General features: G+C 37.4%; 20 protein-coding genes. 15 read left to right on the plus strand and 5 right to left on the minus strand.

Annotation, left to right across the window (positions count from 1 at the left end):
- Positions 1 to 800 precede the first annotated feature (800 nt).
- The 14 genes from D1092_RS00230 (at position 801) to D1092_RS00295 (ending at position 12,988) form a co-directional block, all read left to right on the plus strand.
- Positions 801 to 2,111, plus strand: a complete 1,311-nt coding sequence (locus D1092_RS00230; RefSeq protein ID WP_120122734.1) for a Ppx/GppA phosphatase family protein — start codon at positions 801 to 803, stop codon at positions 2,109 to 2,111.
- 30 nt (positions 2,112 to 2,141) lie between these two features.
- On the plus strand, positions 2,142 to 2,894 hold the full coding sequence (locus D1092_RS00235; protein ID WP_120121655.1) for an RlmE family RNA methyltransferase: 753 nt from the start codon (positions 2,142 to 2,144) through the stop codon (positions 2,892 to 2,894).
- Between the two features lie 150 nt (positions 2,895 to 3,044).
- The gene (gene obgE / locus D1092_RS00240; RefSeq protein WP_120121656.1) at positions 3,045 to 4,070 is read left to right on the plus strand and encodes a GTPase ObgE; all 1,026 of its coding nucleotides are present in this window, start codon (positions 3,045 to 3,047) and stop codon (positions 4,068 to 4,070) included.
- A 1-nt stretch (position 4,071) separates the two neighbouring features.
- The gene (gene proB / locus D1092_RS00245; RefSeq protein ID WP_120122735.1) at positions 4,072 to 5,211 is read left to right on the plus strand and encodes a glutamate 5-kinase; all 1,140 of its coding nucleotides are present in this window, start codon (positions 4,072 to 4,074) and stop codon (positions 5,209 to 5,211) included.
- 43 nt (positions 5,212 to 5,254) lie between these two features.
- Positions 5,255 to 6,511, plus strand: a complete 1,257-nt coding sequence (locus tag D1092_RS00250; RefSeq protein WP_120122736.1) for a glutamate-5-semialdehyde dehydrogenase — start codon at positions 5,255 to 5,257, stop codon at positions 6,509 to 6,511.
- Between the two features lie 29 nt (positions 6,512 to 6,540).
- Positions 6,541 to 7,134, plus strand: a complete 594-nt coding sequence (locus D1092_RS00255) for a nicotinate-nucleotide adenylyltransferase (RefSeq protein ID WP_120122737.1) — start codon at positions 6,541 to 6,543, stop codon at positions 7,132 to 7,134.
- Between the two features lie 68 nt (positions 7,135 to 7,202).
- On the plus strand, positions 7,203 to 7,631 hold the full coding sequence (gene rsfS, locus D1092_RS00260) for a ribosome silencing factor (RefSeq protein ID WP_120121657.1): 429 nt from the start codon (positions 7,203 to 7,205) through the stop codon (positions 7,629 to 7,631).
- Position 7,632: 1 nt separating this feature from the next.
- The gene (gene rlmH / locus D1092_RS00265; protein ID WP_120121658.1) at positions 7,633 to 8,115 is read left to right on the plus strand and encodes a 23S rRNA (pseudouridine(1915)-N(3))-methyltransferase RlmH; all 483 of its coding nucleotides are present in this window, start codon (positions 7,633 to 7,635) and stop codon (positions 8,113 to 8,115) included.
- A 99-nt stretch (positions 8,116 to 8,214) separates the two neighbouring features.
- Positions 8,215 to 9,495: a murein hydrolase activator EnvC family protein gene (locus D1092_RS00270; RefSeq protein ID WP_120121659.1), complete on the plus strand. Its 1,281-nt coding sequence runs from the start codon at positions 8,215 to 8,217 to the stop codon at positions 9,493 to 9,495.
- Positions 9,485 to 10,795: a S41 family peptidase gene (locus D1092_RS00275; protein ID WP_120121660.1), complete on the plus strand. Its 1,311-nt coding sequence runs from the start codon at positions 9,485 to 9,487 to the stop codon at positions 10,793 to 10,795. The genes D1092_RS00270 and D1092_RS00275 overlap by 11 nt, the downstream gene beginning before the upstream one ends.
- Before the next feature lie 40 nt (positions 10,796 to 10,835).
- Positions 10,836 to 11,357, plus strand: coding sequence for an RNA pyrophosphohydrolase (locus tag D1092_RS00280; protein WP_120121661.1), 522 nt, complete (start codon positions 10,836 to 10,838; stop codon positions 11,355 to 11,357).
- Positions 11,358 to 11,465: 108 nt separating this feature from the next.
- The gene (locus D1092_RS00285) at positions 11,466 to 12,026 is read left to right on the plus strand and encodes an invasion associated locus B family protein (RefSeq protein WP_120121662.1); all 561 of its coding nucleotides are present in this window, start codon (positions 11,466 to 11,468) and stop codon (positions 12,024 to 12,026) included.
- A 331-nt stretch (positions 12,027 to 12,357) separates the two neighbouring features.
- Positions 12,358 to 12,651 (plus strand): YggT family protein, encoded by a 294-nt coding sequence (locus tag D1092_RS00290; RefSeq protein WP_120121663.1) that lies wholly within the window; start codon positions 12,358 to 12,360, stop codon positions 12,649 to 12,651.
- Between the two features lie 22 nt (positions 12,652 to 12,673).
- Positions 12,674 to 12,988 carry a DUF167 domain-containing protein gene (locus D1092_RS00295; protein WP_120121664.1) on the plus strand — a complete coding sequence of 105 codons (315 nt, stop codon included), beginning with the start codon at positions 12,674 to 12,676 and terminating at the stop codon, positions 12,986 to 12,988.
- A 52-nt stretch (positions 12,989 to 13,040) separates the two neighbouring features.
- Here D1092_RS00295 and ppa read toward each other — a convergent pair whose 3' ends face one another.
- From ppa to mgtE, 3 genes are all read right to left on the minus strand, one after another.
- Positions 13,041 to 13,571 (minus strand): inorganic diphosphatase, encoded by a 531-nt coding sequence (gene ppa, locus D1092_RS00300; protein WP_120121665.1) that lies wholly within the window; start codon positions 13,569 to 13,571, stop codon positions 13,041 to 13,043.
- 65 nt (positions 13,572 to 13,636) lie between these two features.
- Positions 13,637 to 15,463: a translational GTPase TypA gene (gene typA, locus D1092_RS00305; protein ID WP_120121666.1), complete on the minus strand. Its 1,827-nt coding sequence runs from the start codon at positions 15,461 to 15,463 to the stop codon at positions 13,637 to 13,639.
- Positions 15,464 to 16,768: 1,305 nt separating this feature from the next.
- Positions 16,769 to 18,145, minus strand: coding sequence for a magnesium transporter (mgtE, locus tag D1092_RS00310; RefSeq protein WP_120121667.1), 1,377 nt, complete (start codon positions 18,143 to 18,145; stop codon positions 16,769 to 16,771).
- Positions 18,146 to 18,805: 660 nt separating this feature from the next.
- Between mgtE and D1092_RS00315 the strand changes: the two genes are divergently transcribed.
- Positions 18,806 to 20,830, plus strand: a complete 2,025-nt coding sequence (locus D1092_RS00315) for a M3 family metallopeptidase (protein ID WP_120121668.1) — start codon at positions 18,806 to 18,808, stop codon at positions 20,828 to 20,830.
- 90 nt (positions 20,831 to 20,920) lie between these two features.
- Here the strand turns inward: D1092_RS00315 and D1092_RS00320 are convergent, their stop codons facing one another.
- A complete protein-coding gene (locus tag D1092_RS00320) occupies positions 20,921 to 21,997 on the minus strand; it encodes an SGNH/GDSL hydrolase family protein (RefSeq protein WP_120121669.1) in 1,077 nt (358 codons plus the stop codon).
- A 15-nt stretch (positions 21,998 to 22,012) separates the two neighbouring features.
- Positions 22,013 to 23,269 (minus strand): lytic murein transglycosylase, encoded by a 1,257-nt coding sequence (locus D1092_RS00325; RefSeq protein ID WP_120121670.1) that lies wholly within the window; start codon positions 23,267 to 23,269, stop codon positions 22,013 to 22,015.
- Between the last annotated feature and the right edge of the window lie 56 nt (positions 23,270 to 23,325).

The following is a 23,325-nucleotide window of genomic DNA, read 5'->3' on the forward strand; positions in this document are numbered from 1 at the left end:
AGATGCAATAAGTGAGAAGTTTTATGTAATATAATAGAAAATTAGGTTAAAGTTTTTCACAAATCTTAGAGTATGAGTGTGTTAGTTGTTAGCAATAAAAAGTTATGAGAAAGACTTAATTTTAAATAGATAAAAAATATGTCTTCCTTATCAATGAGGAAGTGGTTAAGCTCTTTTTTAAGTTTCATATGGCTTTTTAGAGCGGTTTGATTAAATATTAATACTTTTCAATTGAAATATTATAATAACAAGTAAATTTATAATTCTAGAGAATTTTTTGAACGACGGTTTTTCTTTGTATCCACGGGATAACGGCTATCATAATTGCGTTTTGTAGGACTCTGAAGCTTTTATTTCAGCATAATCAAAGTCATTGTGTTGCATATATAAAAGAGGCTCACGTGTGGATAACGCGGTTGAAAAAAGAATTTTTTATGAACTATATCAATGTATAGGTTGTTATAATCTTAAGCGTTAGCAAAGAGTATGATAGTGCTGGTTTGTTACAATAGAGGTATACTCCATGCAAATGATATCAAAATAGCATAACTTACAAAACTGATGTGAACGTAAACGATTAATTTATAGTTTTAAATTTACAAAGAGAAGCATGACTTCACGGAAAAAACGAAAAGATTATACAAAGTTTGAATGATACGAGCGTAAAAAATTTCAATGATAGAAAAAAAAGGAGTTTTTTTGTATTTTATCATTTGATGCCGCATTGTTGCTTTATTTAGGAATGAGCAAAAAAGTTTTCGAGTTTATTGATTGGGGGAAAAGCTCAAGGGATAAGAGAAATGACCCCGTTAAATTATGGTTTAAAAGAGTCAAAGCAAGGAGAATCATACAATACCGAAGAAAAACAGTTGTATGATCAGTGTGGGAATAATAAAAATAACCGCTCTACATTGTCACGAACAGAGACATGCTCTATCCTTGTTGATATAAAGAGACAACAGAGAAAAGAACATTATAAAAAGAAACAGATTTTGATTCAACCGGAGACAGCTTTTGAGTTTCATCGTCAGACAATGATAGGTGCTCAAAAAACAAAAAAACTCAAAGCGCCTTTTCTTCGACGGTTTTCTCAAGTAAAATCTCCACCTCTTTATGCGGCTCTTGATTTGGGAACGAATAATTGTCGTCTTCTTATCGCATCTCCTAGTAAACCTGGATATTTTCGTGTTGTTGATGCTTTTTCTCGTATTGTAAGATTGGGAGAAGGTTTAATAAATAATGGTTTTCTTAATACACAAGCTATGGATCGTGCGATCGAAGCATTAAAGATTTGTCATTTAAAGCTAAAGCAAAGGCATATTAAGCGTTATCGCTTAATTGCAACGGAGGCTTGCCGTTCAGCAAAAAATGGTAAATATTTTATTCAGCGTGTTTTGGATGAGACAGGTCTTGAATTGGAAATTGTTGATCGGCAAACAGAAGCACGTTTTGCTGTTACAGGGTGTAGTACACTTGTTGAACCAAATACTGAGGCAATTGTACTTTTTGATATCGGAGGTGGATCATCAGAAATTGTGCTTCTTGATGTTTCTCAAAAGCGTTCTTTTCGTTTAGCGGGACAAATTATCGCTTGGACTTCTCTTCCTGTTGGTGTTGTTACGCTTGCGGAACGTTTTGGAGGGAATAATATTAGTTTAGATGATTTTGAAAAAATGAAAAGTTATGTGCGAAGGTTATTAAATAATTTTTCAGATCGTCATAAATTAGGAGAATTAGCGCAAGGATCAAAATTTCATCTTTTGGGAACCTCTGGTACGGTTACGACTTTAGCAGGGATGTATCTAAATTTAGAACGTTATGATAGGAAAAAAGTGGATGGCATTTGGATGGATGATGCAGACATTACTCTTATGACAAAACGCTTATTGTCATGGGATATAGAAAAACGTGTCATAAATCCTTTTATTGGGCGGGAGAGAGCCGATTTAGTCTTAGCTGGGTGTGCAATTTTAGATGTTATTCGAGAGGTTTGGCCGAGTCAGCGTTTAAGAGTTGCTGATCGTGGATTAAGGGAAGGAATTTTGATAGAGCTGATGTTACGCGATGGTGTATGGTGTCGTCGTAGAAAGAGTAGAGATTTTAAGCGTTAGAAAAATTAAATGTGGAGACAATGAATAACGATGAAAAAAACAACAAAATCCCCGATGGGTGGCTATGGAGGTTCAGGGTCACATGAATTATATCAACGCGTAAAAAAGAAAGCTGGATCTATTAAAGCTTCGTCACGGCGATGGTTAGAGAGGCATTTGAATGATCCTTATGTTCATCAATCTAAAGTAGATGGCTATCGTTCGCGTGCAGCTTATAAACTCATTGAAATTAATGAGCGTTATAAATTTCTGAAAAAAGGTCAAAAGATTATTGATCTAGGGGCTGCTCCGGGGGGATGGTGTCAGGTAGCGGAGCGTATCGTAGGGTCCAGTGATGAAAAACCTAGTGTTGTTGGTATTGATTATTTGCATGTGGATCCATTGCCTAGAGTCGCAATGTTAGAAATGGATTTTTTACATGCAGATGCACCGCAGAAATTAATTGAAACTTTAGGGACAAAACCGGATGTGGTTCTTTCTGATATGGCAGCACCAACAACAGGTCATCGTCAGACAGATCATTTAAGAACGATTTATTTATGTGAAGTTGCAGCTGATTTTGCTCTTTCGGTTCTCAAGCCTGGGGGACATTTTTTAGCAAAGGCTTTTCAAGGAGGAGCAGAAAACACTCTTCTTGCAATATTAAAACAGCATTTTAAAAAAGTCTATCATGTTAAACCACCCGCAAGTCGATCAGAATCAGTAGAGCTTTATCTTCTAGCGCTTGAATTTAAGGGAAAAAACAAAAATACAAGTATAGCGCCTTCTTTTGAGAAGGCTTAAACTTTACTTAACTTCTTTAAAGGGAATAATTTTTTCTCAAAGAGTTATCAGCGATAGTGGTAGTTTTTCTGTTATCAATGATGCAAAACTGGTAAAATTAATGTATTGCCTATAGAGGTAGAGAGATTGATTCCTCAGTGAGTGCTTCCAATGAAATTTCTTGATCAAGCTAAAGTTTATATCCGTTCTGGTAATGGAGGTTCTGGAGCAGTATCATTTCGCCGTGAAAAATTCATAGAATTTGGGGGCCCTGATGGAGGGAATGGAGGACGGGGTGGTGATGTCTGGGCTCTTGTTGTTGATGGGCTTAATACGCTGATTGATTATCGTTACCAACAACATTTTAAAGCAAAGACAGGAGGTCATGGTAAAGGGCGTAATATGACCGGTGAAAAGGGTGATGATGTCATCCTTAAAGTTCCAGTTGGGACGCAAATTTTTGAAGAAGATAATACAACATTAATCTGTGATTTGACACAAGTAGGGCAGCGCTATCGCCTTGCAAAAGGAGGGAATGGTGGTTTTGGTAATCTTCACTTTACAACATCGACAAATCGGGCACCACGTCGCGCAAATCCTGGGTTAGCTGGAGAAGAGCGAGCAATATGGCTTCGTTTGAAGTTAATTGCTGATGCAGGGCTTATTGGTTTACCCAATGCCGGAAAATCAACTTTTTTAGCTTCTGTAACAGCTGCAAAACCAAAAGTTGCAGATTATCCTTTTACTACTCTTCATCCTCATCTTGGTGTTGTACGTATTGATGGTCGTGAATTTGTTTTGGCTGATATTCCAGGGTTAATTGAAGGAGCCCATGAAGGGGTTGGAATTGGAGACCGTTTTTTAGGACATGTGGAGCGTTGTCGAGTACTTCTTCATTTGATTTCTGCTCAAGAAGAAGATGTTGCAAAAGCATATCAAATTGTGCGTCATGAACTTGAGGCATATGGAAATAATCTAAGTGATAAAACTGAAATTGTCGCTTTAAGCCAGATAGATACTCTTACGATTGAAGAACGTAAAACAAAACAGGAGGTTTTGCAGAGAGTAACGGAACAACCTGTTATGATGTTTTCTGCCGTGAGTCGCGAAGGTTTAGAAAATGTGCTGCGTGCTAGTGCACATATTATTGAAAAGTCACGCAAAGAGGAGATGGGTGGGGATAGCAGGATTGATTGAGATGGCTGTTGGATTGCAAAAACTCACACATTATAAACGTATCGTGGTCAAGATTGGATCTGCACTTTTGGTTGATCCTCAGACGGGTTTACGCGTTGAATGGCTTAAGAGCTTGATCAGTGATGTTGTTGAATTGCATAAAAAAGGTGTAGAGATATTATTGGTGTCTTCAGGCGCTATTGCTTTAGGAAGAACATTGCTACAACTTCCCAAAGGAGCTTTGAAATTGGAAGAAAGTCAGGCATGTGCTGCTTTGGGACAAATTGAATTAGCAAAAACCTATGGGGATGTGCTTGCACAACATGGGCTCAAAACAGGTCAAATTTTACTCACTTTATTTGATACGGAAGAGCGAAGGCGTTATCTCAATGCACGTGCGACGATTAATGTGCTTTTACGTTTTGGAGCAGTGCCCGTTATTAATGAGAATGATACTGTTGCAACAAATGAAATTCGTTATGGTGATAATGATCGTTTAGCTGCACGTGTGGCAACAATGATGGGGGCAGATCTTTTAATACTTTTATCTGATATTGATGGTCTTTATACTAAATCCCCCCATTGTGATCCGACGGCTGAATTTATACCTTTTGTGGCGTCCATTACACATGATATCGAAAAAATGGCAGATGTTGCTGTTTCAGAGTTTTCACGGGGAGGAATGAAGACCAAGCTTGATGCTGGAAAGATAGCGAATGCAGCTGGGACGGCGATGATTATTACTTCAGGTAAACGTATGAATCCTCTGGCGGCAATTGATAGAGGCGAACGCAAGAGTTTTTTTGCGGCTGGTGAGAAATCTGTTAGTGCTTGGAAAACATGGATTTCTGGTCATTTAGATCCGTCTGGTATTTTGACGATTGATCAAGGCGCCATTAAGGCTCTTGAAACAGGAAAATCATTATTAGCAGCAGGGGTTATTGCTGTTGAGGGAAATTTCCATCGTGGGGATACGGTTGCAATTGTTGATACAAATGGGGTTGAGATTGCGCGTGGACTTGTAAGTTATGGCAAAGATGAAGCTGTACGCATTATAGGACGTAAAAGCGAAGAAATAGAATCTATTCTTGGGTATGAGGCACGCTCTGCTATGGTACATCGTAATGATATGATTTTACGCTGTTTGACCAATCCTGTTTAAAAAGTTATTTTTGTTTTATTGTTTTAGTAGAGTGAATGATATGATGACTTTAGAAAAACAAATGAAAGATATGGGGCAAAAAGCACGCTATGCCGCTGCAGCATTGGCTGTTGCTTCTTCTGAGCAAAAGAACAATGCGTTGGAAATGATTGCTTTAAGCCTAGAGACTTACTCAGATAAAATTTTACGGGCGAATTGTCTGGATTTAGAGAAGGCTGCTCAGAATAATTTGAAAGACGCAATGGTTGATCGGCTCAAATTAGACGAATTGCGTTTGGGTGCAATGATAGACAGTGTTCGCCAAGTTGCTCGTTTATCTGATCCTGTTGGACAGGTCATGAGTGCGTGGACACGCCCCAATGGACTTCATATAAGTCGTGTACGGACACCTCTTGGTGTGATTGGCATTATTTATGAAAGCCGTCCAAATGTTACAGTTGACGCGAGCTCTTTGTGTTTAAAAGCGGGTAATGCTGCGATTTTACGTGGTGGTTCGGATAGTTTTCATTCTTCACATGCTCTTCATTGTGCGTTGGTAAAAGGTTTAGAACGCTCTGGTTTACCAAAAGATGCAATTCAAATGGTTGAAACGACAGACCGCGCTGCTGTTGGGGAAATGCTCAAAGGATTGGATGGAGCGATTGATGTGATCGTGCCACGTGGTGGAAAGAGTCTTGTTGCGCGCGTTCAATCTGATGCACGTATTCCAGTTTTTGCCCATTTAGAGGGGCTTTGTCATATTTATATTGATAAATCAGCCGACTTGGATATGGCACGCAATATTGTTTTAAATGCGAAGTTACGGCGGACAGGGATATGTGGCGCTGTTGAGACAGTTCTCATTGACAACAAGGCATTAAAAAAATTTCTTCCAGTTTTAACTGCTTTACAGGAGAAGGGCTGTGAAATACGTGCTACAGAGGATATTGCGTTTCTTCTACCAAATGTAAAATTAGCCTCTGAAGAAGACTGGTCTCACGAATATCTTGATGCTATTCTTTCTGTTAAAACAGTTGAGGGAGTTGAGGGAGCCATTGCTCATATTAAGCGTTATTCCTCAGGACATACGGAATCGATTATTGCTGAGGATATGGAAGTGGTGAAGAGTTTTTTTAAACATTTGGATTCAGCTATTTTATTGCACAATGCGTCCACACAATTTGCTGATGGAGGTGAATTTGGTTTTGGAATGGAAATTGGTATAGCAACAGGAAAAATACATGCACGTGGTCCCATAGGTATTGAACAGCTCACATCATTTCAATATCATGTTAAAGGAAATGGTCAGGTTAGAGCTTGAAAAAACCATTTTTTCCATGGGAAAATCGTATGCCACATGTTGAAAGATCCAATGTTGTGGGTCTTTTTGGTGGTTCCTTTAATCCGCCGCATGCGGGACATCTTCTTGTTGCAAAAACTGCTATTCGGCGTTTACATCTAGATCAGTTATGGTGGATGGTTAGTCCAGGAAATCCTTTAAAGGATTGTACACAGTTACTTCCTTTAGAGGAGAGAATGCGATTAAGTTCTAAACTTATTGACCATTCAAAAATTCGCTTAACAGGTTTTGAGCAGGCTATAGGAAGCAAAGTATCAATAGATACGATTTTTCATATTCTAACCCATTACAGTGGCGTAAATTTTGTATGGATTATAGGGGCAGATAGTTTTACAACGATTCATCATTGGTATCGATGGCGTGATATTGTCTCTATGCTTCCTATTGCAATTATTGACCGTCCTTTAGGCAATAAGGCAGCTCTCTTTTCTCCTATGGCACACATTTATCGCCAGTTTCGTTTAGATGAGAGGAAAAGTGACCGCTTACCCTTTATAAAGCCACCAGTTTGGACATATTTGCATGGACCTTTATCTTTTCAATCTTCAACAAAGCTTCGTTTGAAGAAGAATGATTTTTCTTGAATAATTTATGAGATTCTGCTTCTTTTTAGAGAAAGCTTTTTTACATACGACAATAATAAGAAAGGAATATGGATCTGAAAAACGTTGTACAAAACCACTCTTATGATCTTATGCCTTTAATAGAAAAAAAAGTTATTTCTGTTAAGGAGAGTCTTGAAATTATTCTCAAGAGTTTAGAAGATACAAAAGCAGAAGATATTGTTGCTATTGATATTCAAGGAAAGTCATCTTTAGCTGATTATATGGTCATAGCTTCAGCAAATTCACAGCGTCATGTATCTTCTGTTGCTGATCATTTATTACGCACTTGGAAAGACAGTGGGCAGAAGCTTGCGCGTGTGGAAGGGCTTTCTGGAGGTGATTGGGTGTTGATTGATACGGGTGATATTATCATTCACCTTTTTCGTCCAGAAATTCGTCTTTTTTATAATTTAGAAAAAATATGGATGGCTCCTGATTTAAACAATACAACATCGGTTCTCTTCGGAGATAATTAAAATGCAAATTTCTATTTTTGCGGTTGGTCGTATGAAAAGTGGAGCAGAGCAAAAATTAGTTCAGCGTTATTTGGATCGTTTTTCTAAAAGTTCTGGAGCTGTAGGATTTCATTTAAAGAAGTTACAGGAGATACCAGAAAGTCGTGCTCAAACAGCGTGTCAACGTATGGAAGAAGAGGGAAGGAGACTTGTTGAATTTTTACCTGAAAAATGTCGATTAATTGTGTTGGATGAGCGTGGAGAGTCGATTTCTTCAGCTGCTTTTGCTGAAAAATTAGGGTGTTATCGTGATGAAGGTGTTCGAGATATCATCATTGCTTTGGGGGGACCTGATGGGCATAATGAACAAATAAGGAATCGTGCTGATTTTCTGTTATCTTTTGGTTTTATGACATGGCCACATCAAATTGCACGTATTCTTCTTGCAGAACAACTGTATCGCGCTGTAACAATTGCAAATCATCATCCATATCATCGTTTTTAAATATTTTTGTTCAATTTTTAGCACTTATTTATATATTTATTAATATAGTTTTAGCTGACACCATTTATAAAACATCTCTCGTGTATACGATGAGGTGTCATGGTTAGGCAAATAAAAGAGCTTCTTCATAGAAAGATGCAATATTTATATGGGGAATGCGTGATATTTGTCATTCTGCTCTTGAGTATGTTTTTTTACTTTTCTGTATCGCATGCGGAAGATACAATGAATAGTACAGAAGCACACAAAGAATTAGGAGAAATTCGCCAAAATATTTCACTTTCGCGTGAGCGTGTTGTTTTTCTTATGCGTCAGGTTGAGCATTTAAAAAAAGATCAACGTGTTTTGAGTGATGCACTCATAAAAGCTGCTCAAGAAGAACGTAAGGTTGCAGATGATATTGCTGAAAGAGAAGAAAAGCTTAAAAAAATGATAGGAAAGCGGGTACAAGTCTATCAAAATTTAAAAAGTCGTCGTACTGAATTTGCAGAAGTTCTTGCAATTTTAGAACGTATGGGTTTGAATCCACCTCCAGCTCTTATGATACAGCCAGAGGATGTGTTGGCTTCTGTACGTAGTTCTGTTTTATTAGGGACTGTCATTCCTCAGATGCAAGAGAAAACACGAGATTTAACAGAGAAACTCAAGGAATTGACCAATTTAAGTAACTCCATTACTACAGAATATACGGCGTTAAAAACAAAATTGCAAAGTCAAGCAGAGCAGCGAAAACGTCTAGAGCTTTTATTAGACAAGAAAAACAAACTACAAAAAAAATCAGAAAAAGAACTTACAGAACAGCAGCAAAAAAATATTGCTCTTGCTAAAAAAGCGCAGTCTTTGGAAGAATTGATTTTAGAGCTTGACCGTCAGTCAAAACTTAGTTCTGATTCATCAATACAGATACGGAAAAGTTTACAATTTCTAGAGCAGTCTAATTTTGAAAGCCGAAAGGGTTCTTTACTTTTTCCTGTTTCAGGAAAAAGAATTCGATCTTCTCATAAGAATTCGCAGATTACGCGTTTTGGTGAAACGATAGAAACAGAGTCAGGGGCTATTGTTGTCGCGCCTGTAGATGCTTTTGTTGCTTTTGCTGGGCCATTTCGTTCTTACGGACAGTTAATCATTCTCAATGTCGGAAATGGTTATCATATTATTCTTACCGGAATGTCGAAAATTAATGTAAAACAGGGGCAGTTTGTTCTTTCAGGCGAGCCTCTAGGTATGATGGGGATGCAATTTATTGCAAATAGTGTCGCATTGGATATAGGAAAACCTTCTCCAATGCTTTACATTGAGTTTAGAAAGCAGGGAAAGCCTGTAAATCCAACTCCTTGGTGGCAGACTGAAAAAATGAGAAGGAGCCAAAATGATTCGTAAAGTTATTCTTTTGGTCGCTGGGGTATTGCTCGGCGCCTGTTCAATGATTATGGTGCAGTCTGTTGCTGCGAATAATGAAGATAACGCATATAAAAAATTGGCCATATTTGGCGATGTTTTTGAGCGCGTGCGTAAGCAATACGTCACGGTTCCAGATGATAAAAAGCTTATTGAAAATGCTATCAATGGTATGCTCACATCACTAGATCCCCATTCATCTTATTTGAATGCTGAAGAAGCTAAAGATATGCGGGATTCTACGAAAGGAGAATTCGGAGGTCTTGGTATTGAAGTCACTATGGAAAAAAACTTAATTAAAGTTGTTTCTCCGATGGATGATACACCCGCTTCAAAAGCAGGTATTCTAGCAGGAGATTTGATTTCAAAAATTGACGATGTACAAACAAATGGTCAAACATTGAATGAAGCTGTTAATAAGATGCGAGGGGCTCCTGGAACGCCAATTACCTTGACAATTATTCGTTCTGGCGTTGATAAGCCATTTGAAGTTAAGATTATTCGTGATATTATCAAGGTAAAAGCGGTGAAATATCGCGTTGAGAGTGATATTGGATATTTAAGAGTCATCCAGTTTTCTGAGCAGACATTGGGTAATCTTCTGGCAGCTATTAAAGATATTCAATCTAAAATTCCTGAAGATAAACTAAAAGGTTACGTCCTTGATTTGCGGCTTAATCCTGGTGGACTTTTAGATCAGGCTGTTAATGTTGCGAGTGCTTTTCTCAATAAAGGTGAGATTGTGTCGACTCGTGGACGCAAAAAGAGTGATGTAACAAGATTTGATGCCAAGCCTGGAGATGTTACCAATGGAAAACCACTCATTGTGCTTATTAATGGTGGTTCGGCAAGTGCTTCCGAAATTGTTGCGGGTGCCCTACAAGATCATCGTCGTGCAACAGTTTTAGGGACGCAGTCTTTTGGTAAAGGATCTGTTCAAACGATTATTCCTTTGGGTGAAAATGGCGCTTTACGCTTAACAACAGCACTTTATTACACGCCATCTGGTACTTCTATTCAAGGAACAGGAATTACACCTGATATTATTGTAGAGCAGCCACTTCCTGAAAAATATAAGGGTTATGATGTAAAAGTTGGTGAGTCTGCCTTAAAAGGGCATATCAAGGGAAAACGAGAAAGCAATAAAGGATCTGGTTCAGCTGCTTTTGTTCCAAAGGACCCTAAGGATGATATTCAATTGAATGAGGCTTATAAACTGTTGCGGGGTGAGATGGCAAATGCGGCATTTCCACCAGACCCCAATAAGGATATATTAAAGTGAGAAATGATATCGATAGCTTGCGCGCTTTTGAGGAATATAAATGGATGCAGATGTTAACTTGAAGAGTCTTCCTTATCGCAAATGTGTTGGAATTGTTGTCTTTAATCATGAGGGTCAAGTTTGGGTTGGACGCCGTTTAATGGCGCCAGCTCATGCAGATATTGACGGATCTCATCGTTGGCAGCTTCCTCAAGGAGGAATTGATGAAGATGAAAAACCATTAGAGGCAGCATATCGAGAACTTTATGAAGAAACGGGTATTCGGTCTGTGAAGTTGATTAAAGAAGCACAAAATTGGTTCCATTATGATTTTCCACAAGAACTTGTTGCGTGCACATTAAGCAATAAATATCGTGGGCAAACGCAAAAATGGTTTGCTTTCCAGTTTATAGGAGAGCTCTCTGAAATCGTGATTAATCCTCCACCAGATGGCAATAAAGCGGAATTCGATCAATGGAAATGGATTGATCTAGAAGCTCTCCCTTCGATTGCTGTTCCTTTTAAAAAGCATGTTTATATGAGAGTTGTTAGCGAATTTCGAGGTAGCTTTGGGTCATTATAAAAGCTATATGACTATGAGAAAGCTTTTTTTATGAAGATGCTTTATATGATGTATATTATTTATAGATGATAAACATGTTTCTCTTTATGTAAAGAACAGGAATATAAAATGAAAAAGTTATTTAATTTACTGATAGTTTGTACTCTCTTGAGTATTTCATCTGTTGCTTTTGCAACAAATTCAAAGCCTTCTGCAGCAAAAGAGGCAGCAGCGACATTACCAAATGGAGCTTCTTCTTTGACTGAAACCTATGGCTTGTGGACCATTAACTGTGGATTACAAGAAGGGAAAAAAGTTTGCTTTATGCATCGTCAAGAAGTGAATGAGCAGGGGCGTGTTGTTGTGGCTATGACCCTTATTCTTAATGGTGAGGGTGTTGTATCGGGTAATTTAACAGTTCCTTTTGGCATTTTAGTTTCTAAGCCTGTTCGTTTACAAGTCGATGACGGAAAAGCTGTTATTGAAACCGGTATCCGGACTTGTATGCCAGCAGGTTGTATGGTTCCAGTTGTTTTTGATAAAAGTCACGTAGCAGCTTTACGTGCTGGAAAACAATTAAAGTTAGCGATGACAATTGCTGCTGCAGGTGAACCACCTTTGAATGATTTGTTTGTTCAGCTAAATGGTTTTAGTAATGCTCTTAATCGTTTAACTGCTTTGCAGAAGTAATTTTAAAAATAAAAGCGGCCTTTTAAGGCCGCTTTTATTTTGTGCATATAGATTGATTATTAAAGCAATGAGATTTAAGATTGGCTCTATAATTCAGTGCTTTTAAAGTTTTCAGATTATTTTCTATTTTTTCTATTTTCATTGCGCTATTTTTAATTTTAATATTTGTTTTCTTGGGTAATCATTATCAAATAGATAAGATGAAAAATCTGGACTATTTAGTTTTTATTCATGAGATTTTGGAATATAAAACTATTATTTAATATACAGATTCATTTTAATAAAGACTTTCTATACGCTTTTCTGTTTCCTTGATTGAAAGGGATAACGCATGGTTTATGCATTGCTTCAAACGCTTGATTTGATTTTTAATCTTTATATTTATATTTTAATCGCTAGTGTCGTTTTTTCTTGGCTTTATGTCTTTAATATCATAAATCCGCGCAATCGCTTTGTTGTTTTGATAGGAAGCTTTCTATATCGCCTTACAAATCCCATTCTAAACCCTATCCGGCAGATTTTACCAAATTTGGGAACAATTGATATTTCGCCTATGGTGGTGTTCATTATTATTTATTTTATTCGTAATTTTATGTGGCGCGCTTACATAAATATGTATTTATAGAAATATGATTTAAGGCAAATACATGTTTTATCAGGTTGATAAAAATAACTTGATTTTGTTTGTATATCTCATTCCCAAATCATCCGTTGACAAAATAATAGGGATTGAATGTAAGGATGGTGAGAAACAATACCTGGTTATACGCCTTCGTTCTGTTCCTGAAGATGGAAAAGCAAATAAAGCTCTCATTAAATTTCTTGCAAAGCAGTGGAAAATTCCATCTTCTTCTATTTTTCTGAAAAGCGGAGCAACATCTCGCTACAAACAGCTTTATTTTTCAACACATTTAGAAGAGCTAAAGCAGAAATGGCAATCTTTTAAAGATTGTATATCGTAGAAAAAATAAATAGTAAAGCCTATTAAAAATAGGCTTTATTTTATTAAAATTATTATATTTTTTCATTGCGCTCAACAGCTTGCTTAATGAGTTCATGCGCAAAATTTTTATCGCGCCACCCTTCAATTTTAGCCCATTTTCCAGGTTCCAAATCTTTATAATGCTTGAAAAAATGTTCAATTTGTTGGAGCGTAATTTCAGGCAGGTCTGTATAATCATGAATATTGATATAACGTTTTGTTAATTTTGGCGTTGGAATGGCAATAATTTTTTCATCTTTACCACCATCATCTTCCATCATTAAAGCCCCGATGGGGCGAACATTGATCACACAACCAGGCATAAGTGGACGGGTATTACAGATAAGGACATCAATAGGATCACCATCATCTGAAAGCGTATGGGGGACAAAACCATAATTTCCAGGATAAACCATTGAGGTATGAAGAAAACGGTCAACAAATAATGCGCCCGACTTTTTATCCATCTCATATTTTATTGGTTGACCACCAAGAGAAACTTCCACGATAACATTAATATCTTCTGGTGGGTTTTTGCCTACGGGTATTTCCTTAATATTCATAGAGACATCCTTTCTGGGATAAAGTGAGGCTTACAATCAAATATTTTACCAAAGAGATTATGCAATTAGCTTGAAATTGATGCCCGTGTTTTTTCAAAACGTTTACGTTCATTAGGATCAAGATAAAGTTTGCGGAGACGAATATTTTTAGGGGTAACCTCCACAAGTTCATCATCTTGTATCCACGATAGGGCACGTTCTAATGTCATTTTAATAGGAGGCGTTAACTTTACAGCTTCATCTTTTCCAGAAGCGCGCATATTGGTGAGTTTTTTTCCTTTTAACACATTGACTTCTAAGTCGTTATCGCGTGAGTGTATGCCAATAATCATCCCTTGATAGACTTTCACACCGGCATCAATGATCATGGGGCCACGATCTTCAAGGTTAAAAAGAGCATAAGCAACAGATTCACCGTTGTCATTTGAAATCATAACACCATTAACACGACCAGCAATGTCCCCTTTATAAGGTTCATAAGCATGGAAAAGGCGGTTCATAATGGCCGTACCACGAGTATCCGTTAAAAGTTCAGATTGATAACCAATGAGTCCACGGGTGGGCGCATAAAAAACAAGGCGGACACGATTACCTCCAGAAGGGCGTAATTCCACCATTTCACCTTTACGTTCAGACATTTTTTGTACAACAGTACCGGAATATTCTTCATCAACATCGATAACAACTTCTTCTATTGGTTCAAGAATTGTTCCATTTTCACCCTTTTGCATTACCACACGTGGACGTGAAACACTAAGTTCAAATCCTTCACGGCGCATATTTTCGATGAGAACTGCAAGTTGTAATTCTCCTCGCCCTGAAACGTAGAAAGAATCTTTATCGGCTGATTCTTCAATTTTAAGCGCGACATTGCCTTCTGCTTCTTTTAACAAACGGTCACGGATAACACGGCTTGTTACTTTATCTCCTTCCGTTCCAGCAAGGGGACTATCGTTAACAAGAAAACTCATCGTAACAGTAGGAGGATCAATTGGTTGGGCAGTAAGGGGGGCATTGACAGCTGGATCACAAAAAGTATCGGCAACGGTACCTTTTTGTAAACCTGCAATCGCAACAATATCACCAGCATGTCCTTCTTCAATAGGTTGCCGTTCTAAACCACGAAATGCCAAAATTTTTGAGATACGTCCAGTTTCTAGAAGTTTTCCATCTTGCCCAAGAACCTTAACATTTTGATTGGGCTTTAGAGAACCGGAATGAATACGGCCTGTAATAATTCGTCCCAAAAACGGATCTGCTTCAAGAATAGTTCCAATCATGCGGAATGGTCCTTCTGCGACACGAGGAGAAGGAACATGCCGTGTTACAAGATCAAATAAAGGACTGAGTCCTTGATCTTTGGGGCCTTCTGGCGCTTCAGCCATCCATCCATCGCGCCCAGATCCATAAAGAATGGGAAAATCAAGCTGTTCGTCGGTTGCATCAAGAGCGGCAAAAAGGTCAAAGGCCTCATTAATGACTTCATCAACACGTGCATCCGGTCGGTCAATTTTATTAATAGCAACAATAGGGCGCAATCCTACTTTTAATGCTTTACCAACGACAAATTTTGTTTGTGGCATGGGGCCTTCAGCAGCATCAACAAGTACGATGGCACCATCAACCATGTTTAGAATACGCTCAACTTCTCCACCAAAATCGGCATGTCCTGGTGTATCAACAATATTAATTCGGGTATCTTTCCAAACAACAGATGTCACTTTCGCTAGAATTGTAATTCCTCGCTCTTTTTCAATATCGTTTGAATCCATCATACGTTCGCTTGTACGCTGATTATCCCGGAAGTTTCCTGATTGCTTGAGAAGTCCGTCTACAAGCGTTGTTTTCCCATGGTCAACGTGGGCAATGATGGCAATGTTACGCAATTGCATAAATTTTCTTCTTTTCGTTTAATGAAATTCCATTTGAGGCAAAGTCTTTACATTCTTTGCCTGACTGTTAAAAAAACCTTTTACATGTTTTTTTATAACTTTGGAAGATAGAGACCATATTTTTATGGCAAAACGATTTATCCAAGTCTTTAATGCGCTATGAAGCCTCAATTGCTGAAGTTTCATAAAAGAACTATAGTATGTTGAGTGTTTTATTCTTGAGCTAAGAATTGTCCATAAATCACTGTCAATTGGATCTTTATTGATATGACACAAGGAATTTATGGAAACGGCTTTTAAAGAATAAATAAATGTAAAACTAGATGTGTCATACTTTATTGTTTTGCAAAGAGATTGATAAAAATCCGAGAATATCTTTAAATCTATTGACAACTTTATGACATCGTTATTCCCAATAAAGTTTTTGCTTCTACTGGAGTTTGTTAATCAACATTCAGATTTAATGCAGCCGCATATTTGAGATAAATATCGGGACAATTAAGAATTTTATAAGAAGTTCTAATTTTTATATGCCAATTTAGAGGAAGAGCTACGATCTGTTTGATTTATTTATGAAACGGAAACACAGCTTTATTTAGAAAAAATATGAAGATATCAAAGAAAAATTCTTCTCTTTTCTGTTATTTTTAATTTACACGTATGACTTCAAAAGCATCTCAAAAAAATTTATTTTAAACCATTGAGATTGATGTATCGCCTATACTTTTTGCTTATCATACTTTATAGAATGATACGTCTCATGCAAATAGAACGATCGAAAAAGAATACACGTATTATTACACACTTATATCTTCTTTTAAAGAGAGATACCTGAATATCACTCATCCATTTCATGATAAGACCAATGAATGCTATAATAAACGTTAATGGTGTATTATAAACGCCCTTGTGAAGCGTATAAAAGCCCATTGTTGACTCCTCTATATCATTTTTTCAGCTGTCAATATTGCGACAACTTTTGCATTTGAAAGAGGACATAAGAAGTATGTTACTTCTTTCTTGAATAATTTTCCATCCACATACTTATCACGCTTGTGACCGGCAAGAAGAAGATGACTTTAATTGATATAATATGAGAATAAGAAGACTTATGATGACATAATTTTACGGTACTCGGAGCTATTATTCGAATATAAAAACGATGAATTATCATTATAAACAATGTATTATCTGTGAAACCAATGATTGTATTAGAAAACAAATAATAGAGCTTATGCTCTTATGGAAAGATCTGAAATGATATGACAAGATCTTTCCATAAGGGTATGTTTTTACTTCACATGTTTAAAGAAGAGTTCCTGACAAAATGAGGGACGCTACAGAAAAATAGATTATAATACCCATGACATCGACTAGAGTTGCTACAAAAGGAGCAGAAGCGCTTGCTGGATCAAATTTTAAACCTTTAAGGATAAAGGGCAACATAGATCCAGAGAGTGAACCAAAGGTAACGATACCGACTAAAGCTGCACCTACCGTTGTCGAAACAGCGATCCAATGTTGTCCATAGTCATAGATACCAAGTTGTTGCCAAAGAGCGATGCGTGTAATGCCAATAATTCCAAGTAAAAGACCAAGGGATAGTCCTGTTGGAATTTCACGAATGATCACTTTCCACCAGTCTTTCAGCGTGAGTTCACGTAAAGCCAATGCGCGGATAATAAGGGATGTCGCTTGTGAACCGGAATTTCCTCCTGAGCTCATAATGAGAGGAATAAATAGTGTAAGAATAATTGCTTTTTCAAGTTCTGTTTCGAAATGTTGCATAGCGCTTGCAGTTAGCATTTCACCGATAAAGAGTAAAGCGAGCCAGCCGCCGCGTTTTTTCATCATTTCAGGAAATTTGATTTGCATATAAGGCTTATGAAGCGCTTCCATACCCCCAAATTTATAGGCATCTTCATTCATCTCATCGACCATAGTATCAAGCACATCGTCAACGGTTACAATGCCAATGACATGGTTATTTTCATCAACGACGGGCACAGAGAGAAGATCATGGCGCTGGAAAAGGCGCGCAATATCTTCATGATGTGTGAAGGGCGATATTGTAATGGGCGTGTCATGGGTAGGGACATTAAGAATTTTTTCATCAGGTGAGGCAAGAATAAGATTACGCAGTGAAACAGCTTTGAGAAGAGTTCCTTTTTTAGGGTCAATTACATAGCTGGTATAAACTGTTTCACGCGTTCGCTCGACCTCACGAATGTGATCCAAAGTTTTTTGTATGGTCCAGTTTGAAGGAACCGCTATAAATTCTGTTGTCATCAGTGCTCCTGCTGTATGCTCAGGATAACTGGTGAGTTTTTTAAGTTCAGCGCGCGTTAAGGGTTTAAGCAAGGCGTAAAGCCGTGTGCGGGTTTCTTTATCCATTTCTTGAAAGACATCTGCAGCAGCATCTGCAGACATGCCATCAAGAATTTCAACAGCACGATTTATGGGTAGAAGTTCTAAAATAGCAACAGGTTGTTCAAGTTCTGGTTTATCAAAAAGTTCGATAACATACTCAAGAGGTAGAAGACTAAGAATAGTTACACGTTCCATGATATCAAGGTCATTGATAATATCAATAGAATCAGCAAAATGCAGATTTTTTAATTTTTCAGCGAGAGCTTCAGGAGAAAAATTTTTGAAGTCGAAGGTCGTTTTGATTTCAGTCATGATAAAATACCTCCTGAAAAATTGGAGAGTTATAAATCTAGATAAGATGACGAGATAAAAAATAATAAAAGTTTATGGAAGATCCGAAAAAAACCTCCCCAGCCGTACTTCCAATTGTTAATATTTTAAGTAAAGTCAAGGATAAATTGTAAGTTATAAACAATTTTCTGAAATCATTGAAGGCAAGAATACAGCTTAATTTAGGGATAATACGAAGGTGTAAAGGTAAAAATAACTTCTCATTTTTACCTTTATTTTTTTAGTACAGCTTTGCGATCTTTAAAAAAATCTACAGAAATGTACAGTAGAGATGAAGCCTTTCTTCAAGTATTTTTATCAATAGGCAAATTCATTTATGATGTGCGAGCAAATAATCTTTATTGTTTTGATATCGTATGGTTTAAAATGAAAGAATCCTATGATATTCGAGTTTCTCATTCAATATAAAAAATAATAAATTATTGATTATAAATAAAACAGTTAATTTTGAGAGTGTAGAAACTCTTATTTTTATTGATTTCATGAAGCTAAAGATATTCCTGATTCAATAGAGCTTTGAAAGGTAATGTTGAAAGGCATGAAATAGTCTTAGTATATTATTAATTTGTGTCGTAAAGATAATTGTTGCAGCTTAAATTTATAATGGAGGCATAAAATATTATGACAAAATCAGCAGTGTTGGATTGGAAAGGATTTTCCGGCCTTCCTGATTTTTCTTCTATAAGAGATGAAGATTTCAAACCCGCTTTTGAACAGGCACTTCAAGAAGCCGAAGAAGAATTAGAGGCGATTGCGATGGTGCAAGAAACACCAACGCTTGAAAATTTTTTACAACCTTTTGAGCTTTGTGGCAAAGCGCTTGATCGAGTCTGTTCAATATTTTTCTTGCGCGCTAGTGCTCATACGAATGCATTGATTCAACAGCTCGAACAAGAGTTTGTTGTAAAACTTTCCCGTTATTCTTCAAAAATGATGATGGATGCACGGATATTTGCAAAAATAGATGCACTTTATCAACAGTCGCAGCAGGGCATATTTGAGAGTGAAACAACACGTGTTCTTGAATTATGGTGGAAAAAATTCGTTTGTCATGGTGCAAAACTAGACGATAAAGCTCAGAAACGGCTTGCGGAAATTAATGAAAGACTTGCTTTTTTAAATACTACTTTTGGGCAGAATGTCTTAAACGATGAAGCTGAATGGATTCTATTTCTAAAACAAACAGACTTATCTGGTTTACCAGAAGATCTCATTGCTTCAATGAAGGAAATTGCCTGCGAAAGAGGCCATGAAGAAGCTTATGCTTTAACACTAGCACGCTCGATTGTTGAACCTTTTTTAAAATTCTCTGATCGTCGTGATTTGCGTGAGGTTGCATTCCAAGCTTGGGCTAAACGTGGCGAAAATAATAACAAGAATGATAATCGTTCCCTTATTTTAGAGATTGTTGCGCTTCGAGATGAGCAAGCTAAATTATTGGGATATAAATCTTTCGCAGATTTGAAACTCGATAATACCATGGCTAAAAGTGTTGATTCCGTTATGGATTTGCTGATGCCTGTATGGAAGCGCGCAAGAGCGAAGGCTTCTGCTGAGCAAATTGAATTACAAAATTTTGCCAACAATCTGGGCAGCAATGAATCTTTAGCGGCTTGGGATTGGCGTTATTATGCTGAAAAGCTCCGCACTGAAAAACTTTCTTTCGATAGCGCTGAAATTAAATATTATTTTCAACTTGATCGTATGATTAAAGCGGCTTTTGGGGTAGCAGAAAAACTCTTTGGCATTACATTTGAAGAAAAAAACACTGTTGCACTTTGGCATCCTGATGCACGTTTATGGGAAGTAAAGAAATCTGATGGAAGTTTACTTGGGCATTTCATTGGTGATTATTTTGCACGTTCTTCAAAACGGTCCGGTGCATGGATGAGCCAATTGCGCTCGCAGCATAAATTGGATGGTGGACAAAAACCAATTATCTACAATATTTGTAATTTTGCTAAACCCTCTAAAGGGGAGGTGGCACTTTTATCACTTGATGATGCACGGACACTTTTCCATGAATTTGGGCATGCATTACATGGTTTGCTTTCGGATGTTACATGGCCCTCTGTAGCGGGAACATCTGTTTCACGTGATTTTGTTGAACTGCCTTCTCAACTTTATGAACATTGGTTAACTGTACCAGAGATATTAAAATCTTATGCTATACATGTAAGAACAGGGCATCCAATGTCCCAAGAGTTGATTGATAAAGTTGTAGCGGCGCAGACATTTAATGCGGGATTTTCTGCGGTTGAATTTATCTCATCAGCTCTCGTGGATATAGCTTTCCACCAAGGAGAAACAGTTACGGATCCAACAATTTTTGAGCATAAAGAATTAGAAAAATTGCAAATGCCTGATACAATTATTATGCGTCATCGCCCCTCACATTTTATGCATGTGTTTGCAGGGGATGGTTATGCTGCTGGTTACTATTCTTATATGTGGTCGGAAGTACTTGATGCTGATGCTTTTCAAGCATTTGAAGAAACAGGTGATGCCTTTAATTCAGAGCTCGCTGATCTTTTAAAGCGTTTTATTTATTCTGCTGGAGGAAGCCGCGATCCAGAGGAACTGTATAAAGCTTTTCGGGGACGGATGCCTTTACCAGAGGCAATGATGAATAAACGTGGACTATAAGCTATAACGGCATGGTGTTAACCATGCCGTTTCTATCTTATTTGCTTTTCGTTTTATGGGGAAAATGAGATTTTGTATTTTAAACAGATATTATGGGGAAGAAAAATTATCAGCGCGATCTTTTTGATGCCCATTTGGCGGAAACCATGATTTTTTTATAAAACTTGATTTTCTTCTGCCTAAAAGGTGGGTATTTTGTTGTACGATATCATTGAGGCTCATCGGAGGTTGACGCATCATCTCACTTGGCTCTTGTTTCTCTGATTCTTGTATAAGCTTTTGAAGTGTTTGATCCGTTGAGGATGATCCGTCATGAGAAAAGGCATGAAAATTTAAAATGTTTTTCAATGGTTTTTCTAAATAAGATACAAGTTTTTCCTTTCCTTCAGAAGTGAAATGAATGCCATTATTGGTGCGTAATTTGGCTATTTTTCCATGAATATTATAGCCTGAAAAAGAAAAGTTTCCTTCTTCATCAATAAAACCGCTCCAGATATCGAGAAAATATCCTCCGGCTGTTTCTGTTTCTTGTTTGTAGAGCGCATTAAGAATTTTCATTTTTTGTGTCAAAGTGTCATTTCCAAAAGAAGGCTGACCTATCCATATCCATGATTTTCCAGAGGCATGAAGACTTTCAGTAATTTCGATAATTCTTTGTTTGTAGATGCGCATCCATTCTGACTGATCTGTGTTAATGATGCTATAAGAGTCTGTTATGGGTTGATTGTCATTTGCACCGATCATCATGATAATAACATCGGGGTTATTTTGCTCAATAAGTTTAGAAATGTTGTTTTGCCAAGAATAATAATCTGTTCGCACGAGACCGGAAGCCGGCATTGTATTGTTCATGATAACGATATTGCTATTATCGGCAAAAAACTTCTTAAGGGCATCGGCAACAGCAGAAGCTGCAAAATCCCCTATGACAAGAATGCGCTTTGAATTCTCATTTTTCAGTTTTTGTATGTTTTTTTGTGTTACGATTTTTTTTCTCGGTCTGTCTATTCTTTGTTCTATAATTTGCGGAGATTGTTGTGCCTGTTTGTTTTGTTGTGACAACCATTTGAAGAAGTTGGTTGCTTGACTTGGGGAGGGCTGTATGATCCCCACAATAGAAAGTAAAAACAGCAAGAACATCAAGTATATTAGACGAAAAAGAGACAAAACCTTAACTCTCCATTATTGTTTACGAAGGAGAAAAAGCACTTGAGATGATGGATATCCATTTGTTTTTAAACCATGACGGAGCTGAAAAGCTTTAATTGCTTTGCGGGAGGCTGTTCCGATTTTTCCATCAATATTTCCTTTATAATAGCCCAGTGCACTTAAGCGAGATTGCAATTCTTTGCATTCTTGGAAGGTAAGGGGTTGAAAAGGTCTTTGCCAATCATTGACTAATCCAGGATGTCCAGCAATACGATCAGCAAGAAGGGCAACAGCCAAAGCATAACGATCTGCATTATTATAACGTTTTAGAACAAAGAAATTCTTTGTGACTAAGAATACAGGTCCTCTGGCTCCATCTGGGTATTTTAATATTGCTTGTTCGACTAATGGAGGAAGAGGATGCCCATTGGCGCATTTTATACCTAATTTTTTCCATTGTTCAAAGGAATACCAGCCATTGGGAAGATTTTTTCCTTGGGGAACTTTCACCTCTACTCCCCAAATAAGCTGTGGTTGCCAGCCATTTTTGTGGAGAAGATTAGCAGCAGTAGCCAGAGCATCTGGAACAGAGGTCCAGATATCACGCCGTCCGTCTTTGTCCATATCAACAGCATAGGTGAGATAACTGCTTGGAATAAATTGGGTATGTCCCAAAGCGCCAGCCCAAGATCCAGTGAGTTGAGAGCGTTTAATTTCACCATTTTGTAGAATTTTCATAGCAGCAATCAGTTGTGTATGGGCATATTTTGCACGTTTTTTATCGGCGTAGGCTAAGGTTGCAAGCGAGCGAATAGCATCACGCATGACACTTTTATTGGCTAAAATTTTCCCATAATTGCTCTCCATTGACCAAATAGCAAGCAGAATATTGCGATCAACACCAAAACGTTCTTCAATTTGAAGAAGCCATTTATTCCATTTTTTTGCTTGGCGCCGTCCTTCCGCAATTGCGATATCATGGACACGATTATCAAAATAATTCCATGAGGGCGCAACAAATTCCGGTTGATAGGCGGCACTTTTTAAAACTGCTGGATCAATGGTATTAACACCTTTAAAAGCCATATGAAACGTAGAGGGGGTAATATTGTGAGCAATAGCTGTCTTTCTAAATTCTTTAATCCAGTGCTTAAATCCGCTATCAGCATATGCAAAGGATGCAAAAAACATTAAAAAAGCAGACAAAAGAATGAGAAAGCCAGTGATAAGCATTCTCCGGTTTATTGACCCCTCTAAAAAAGAAAAAGTCTTCAATTCTGTTTTTTGCATTTTGAAATCCCCATTAATATTCAATTTGTTAGGTGTGCAATAACTCTATTTTGTAT

This window comes from Bartonella krasnovii, assembly GCF_003606345.3.
Classification (GTDB): Bacteria; Pseudomonadota; Alphaproteobacteria; order Rhizobiales; family Rhizobiaceae; genus Bartonella; species Bartonella krasnovii.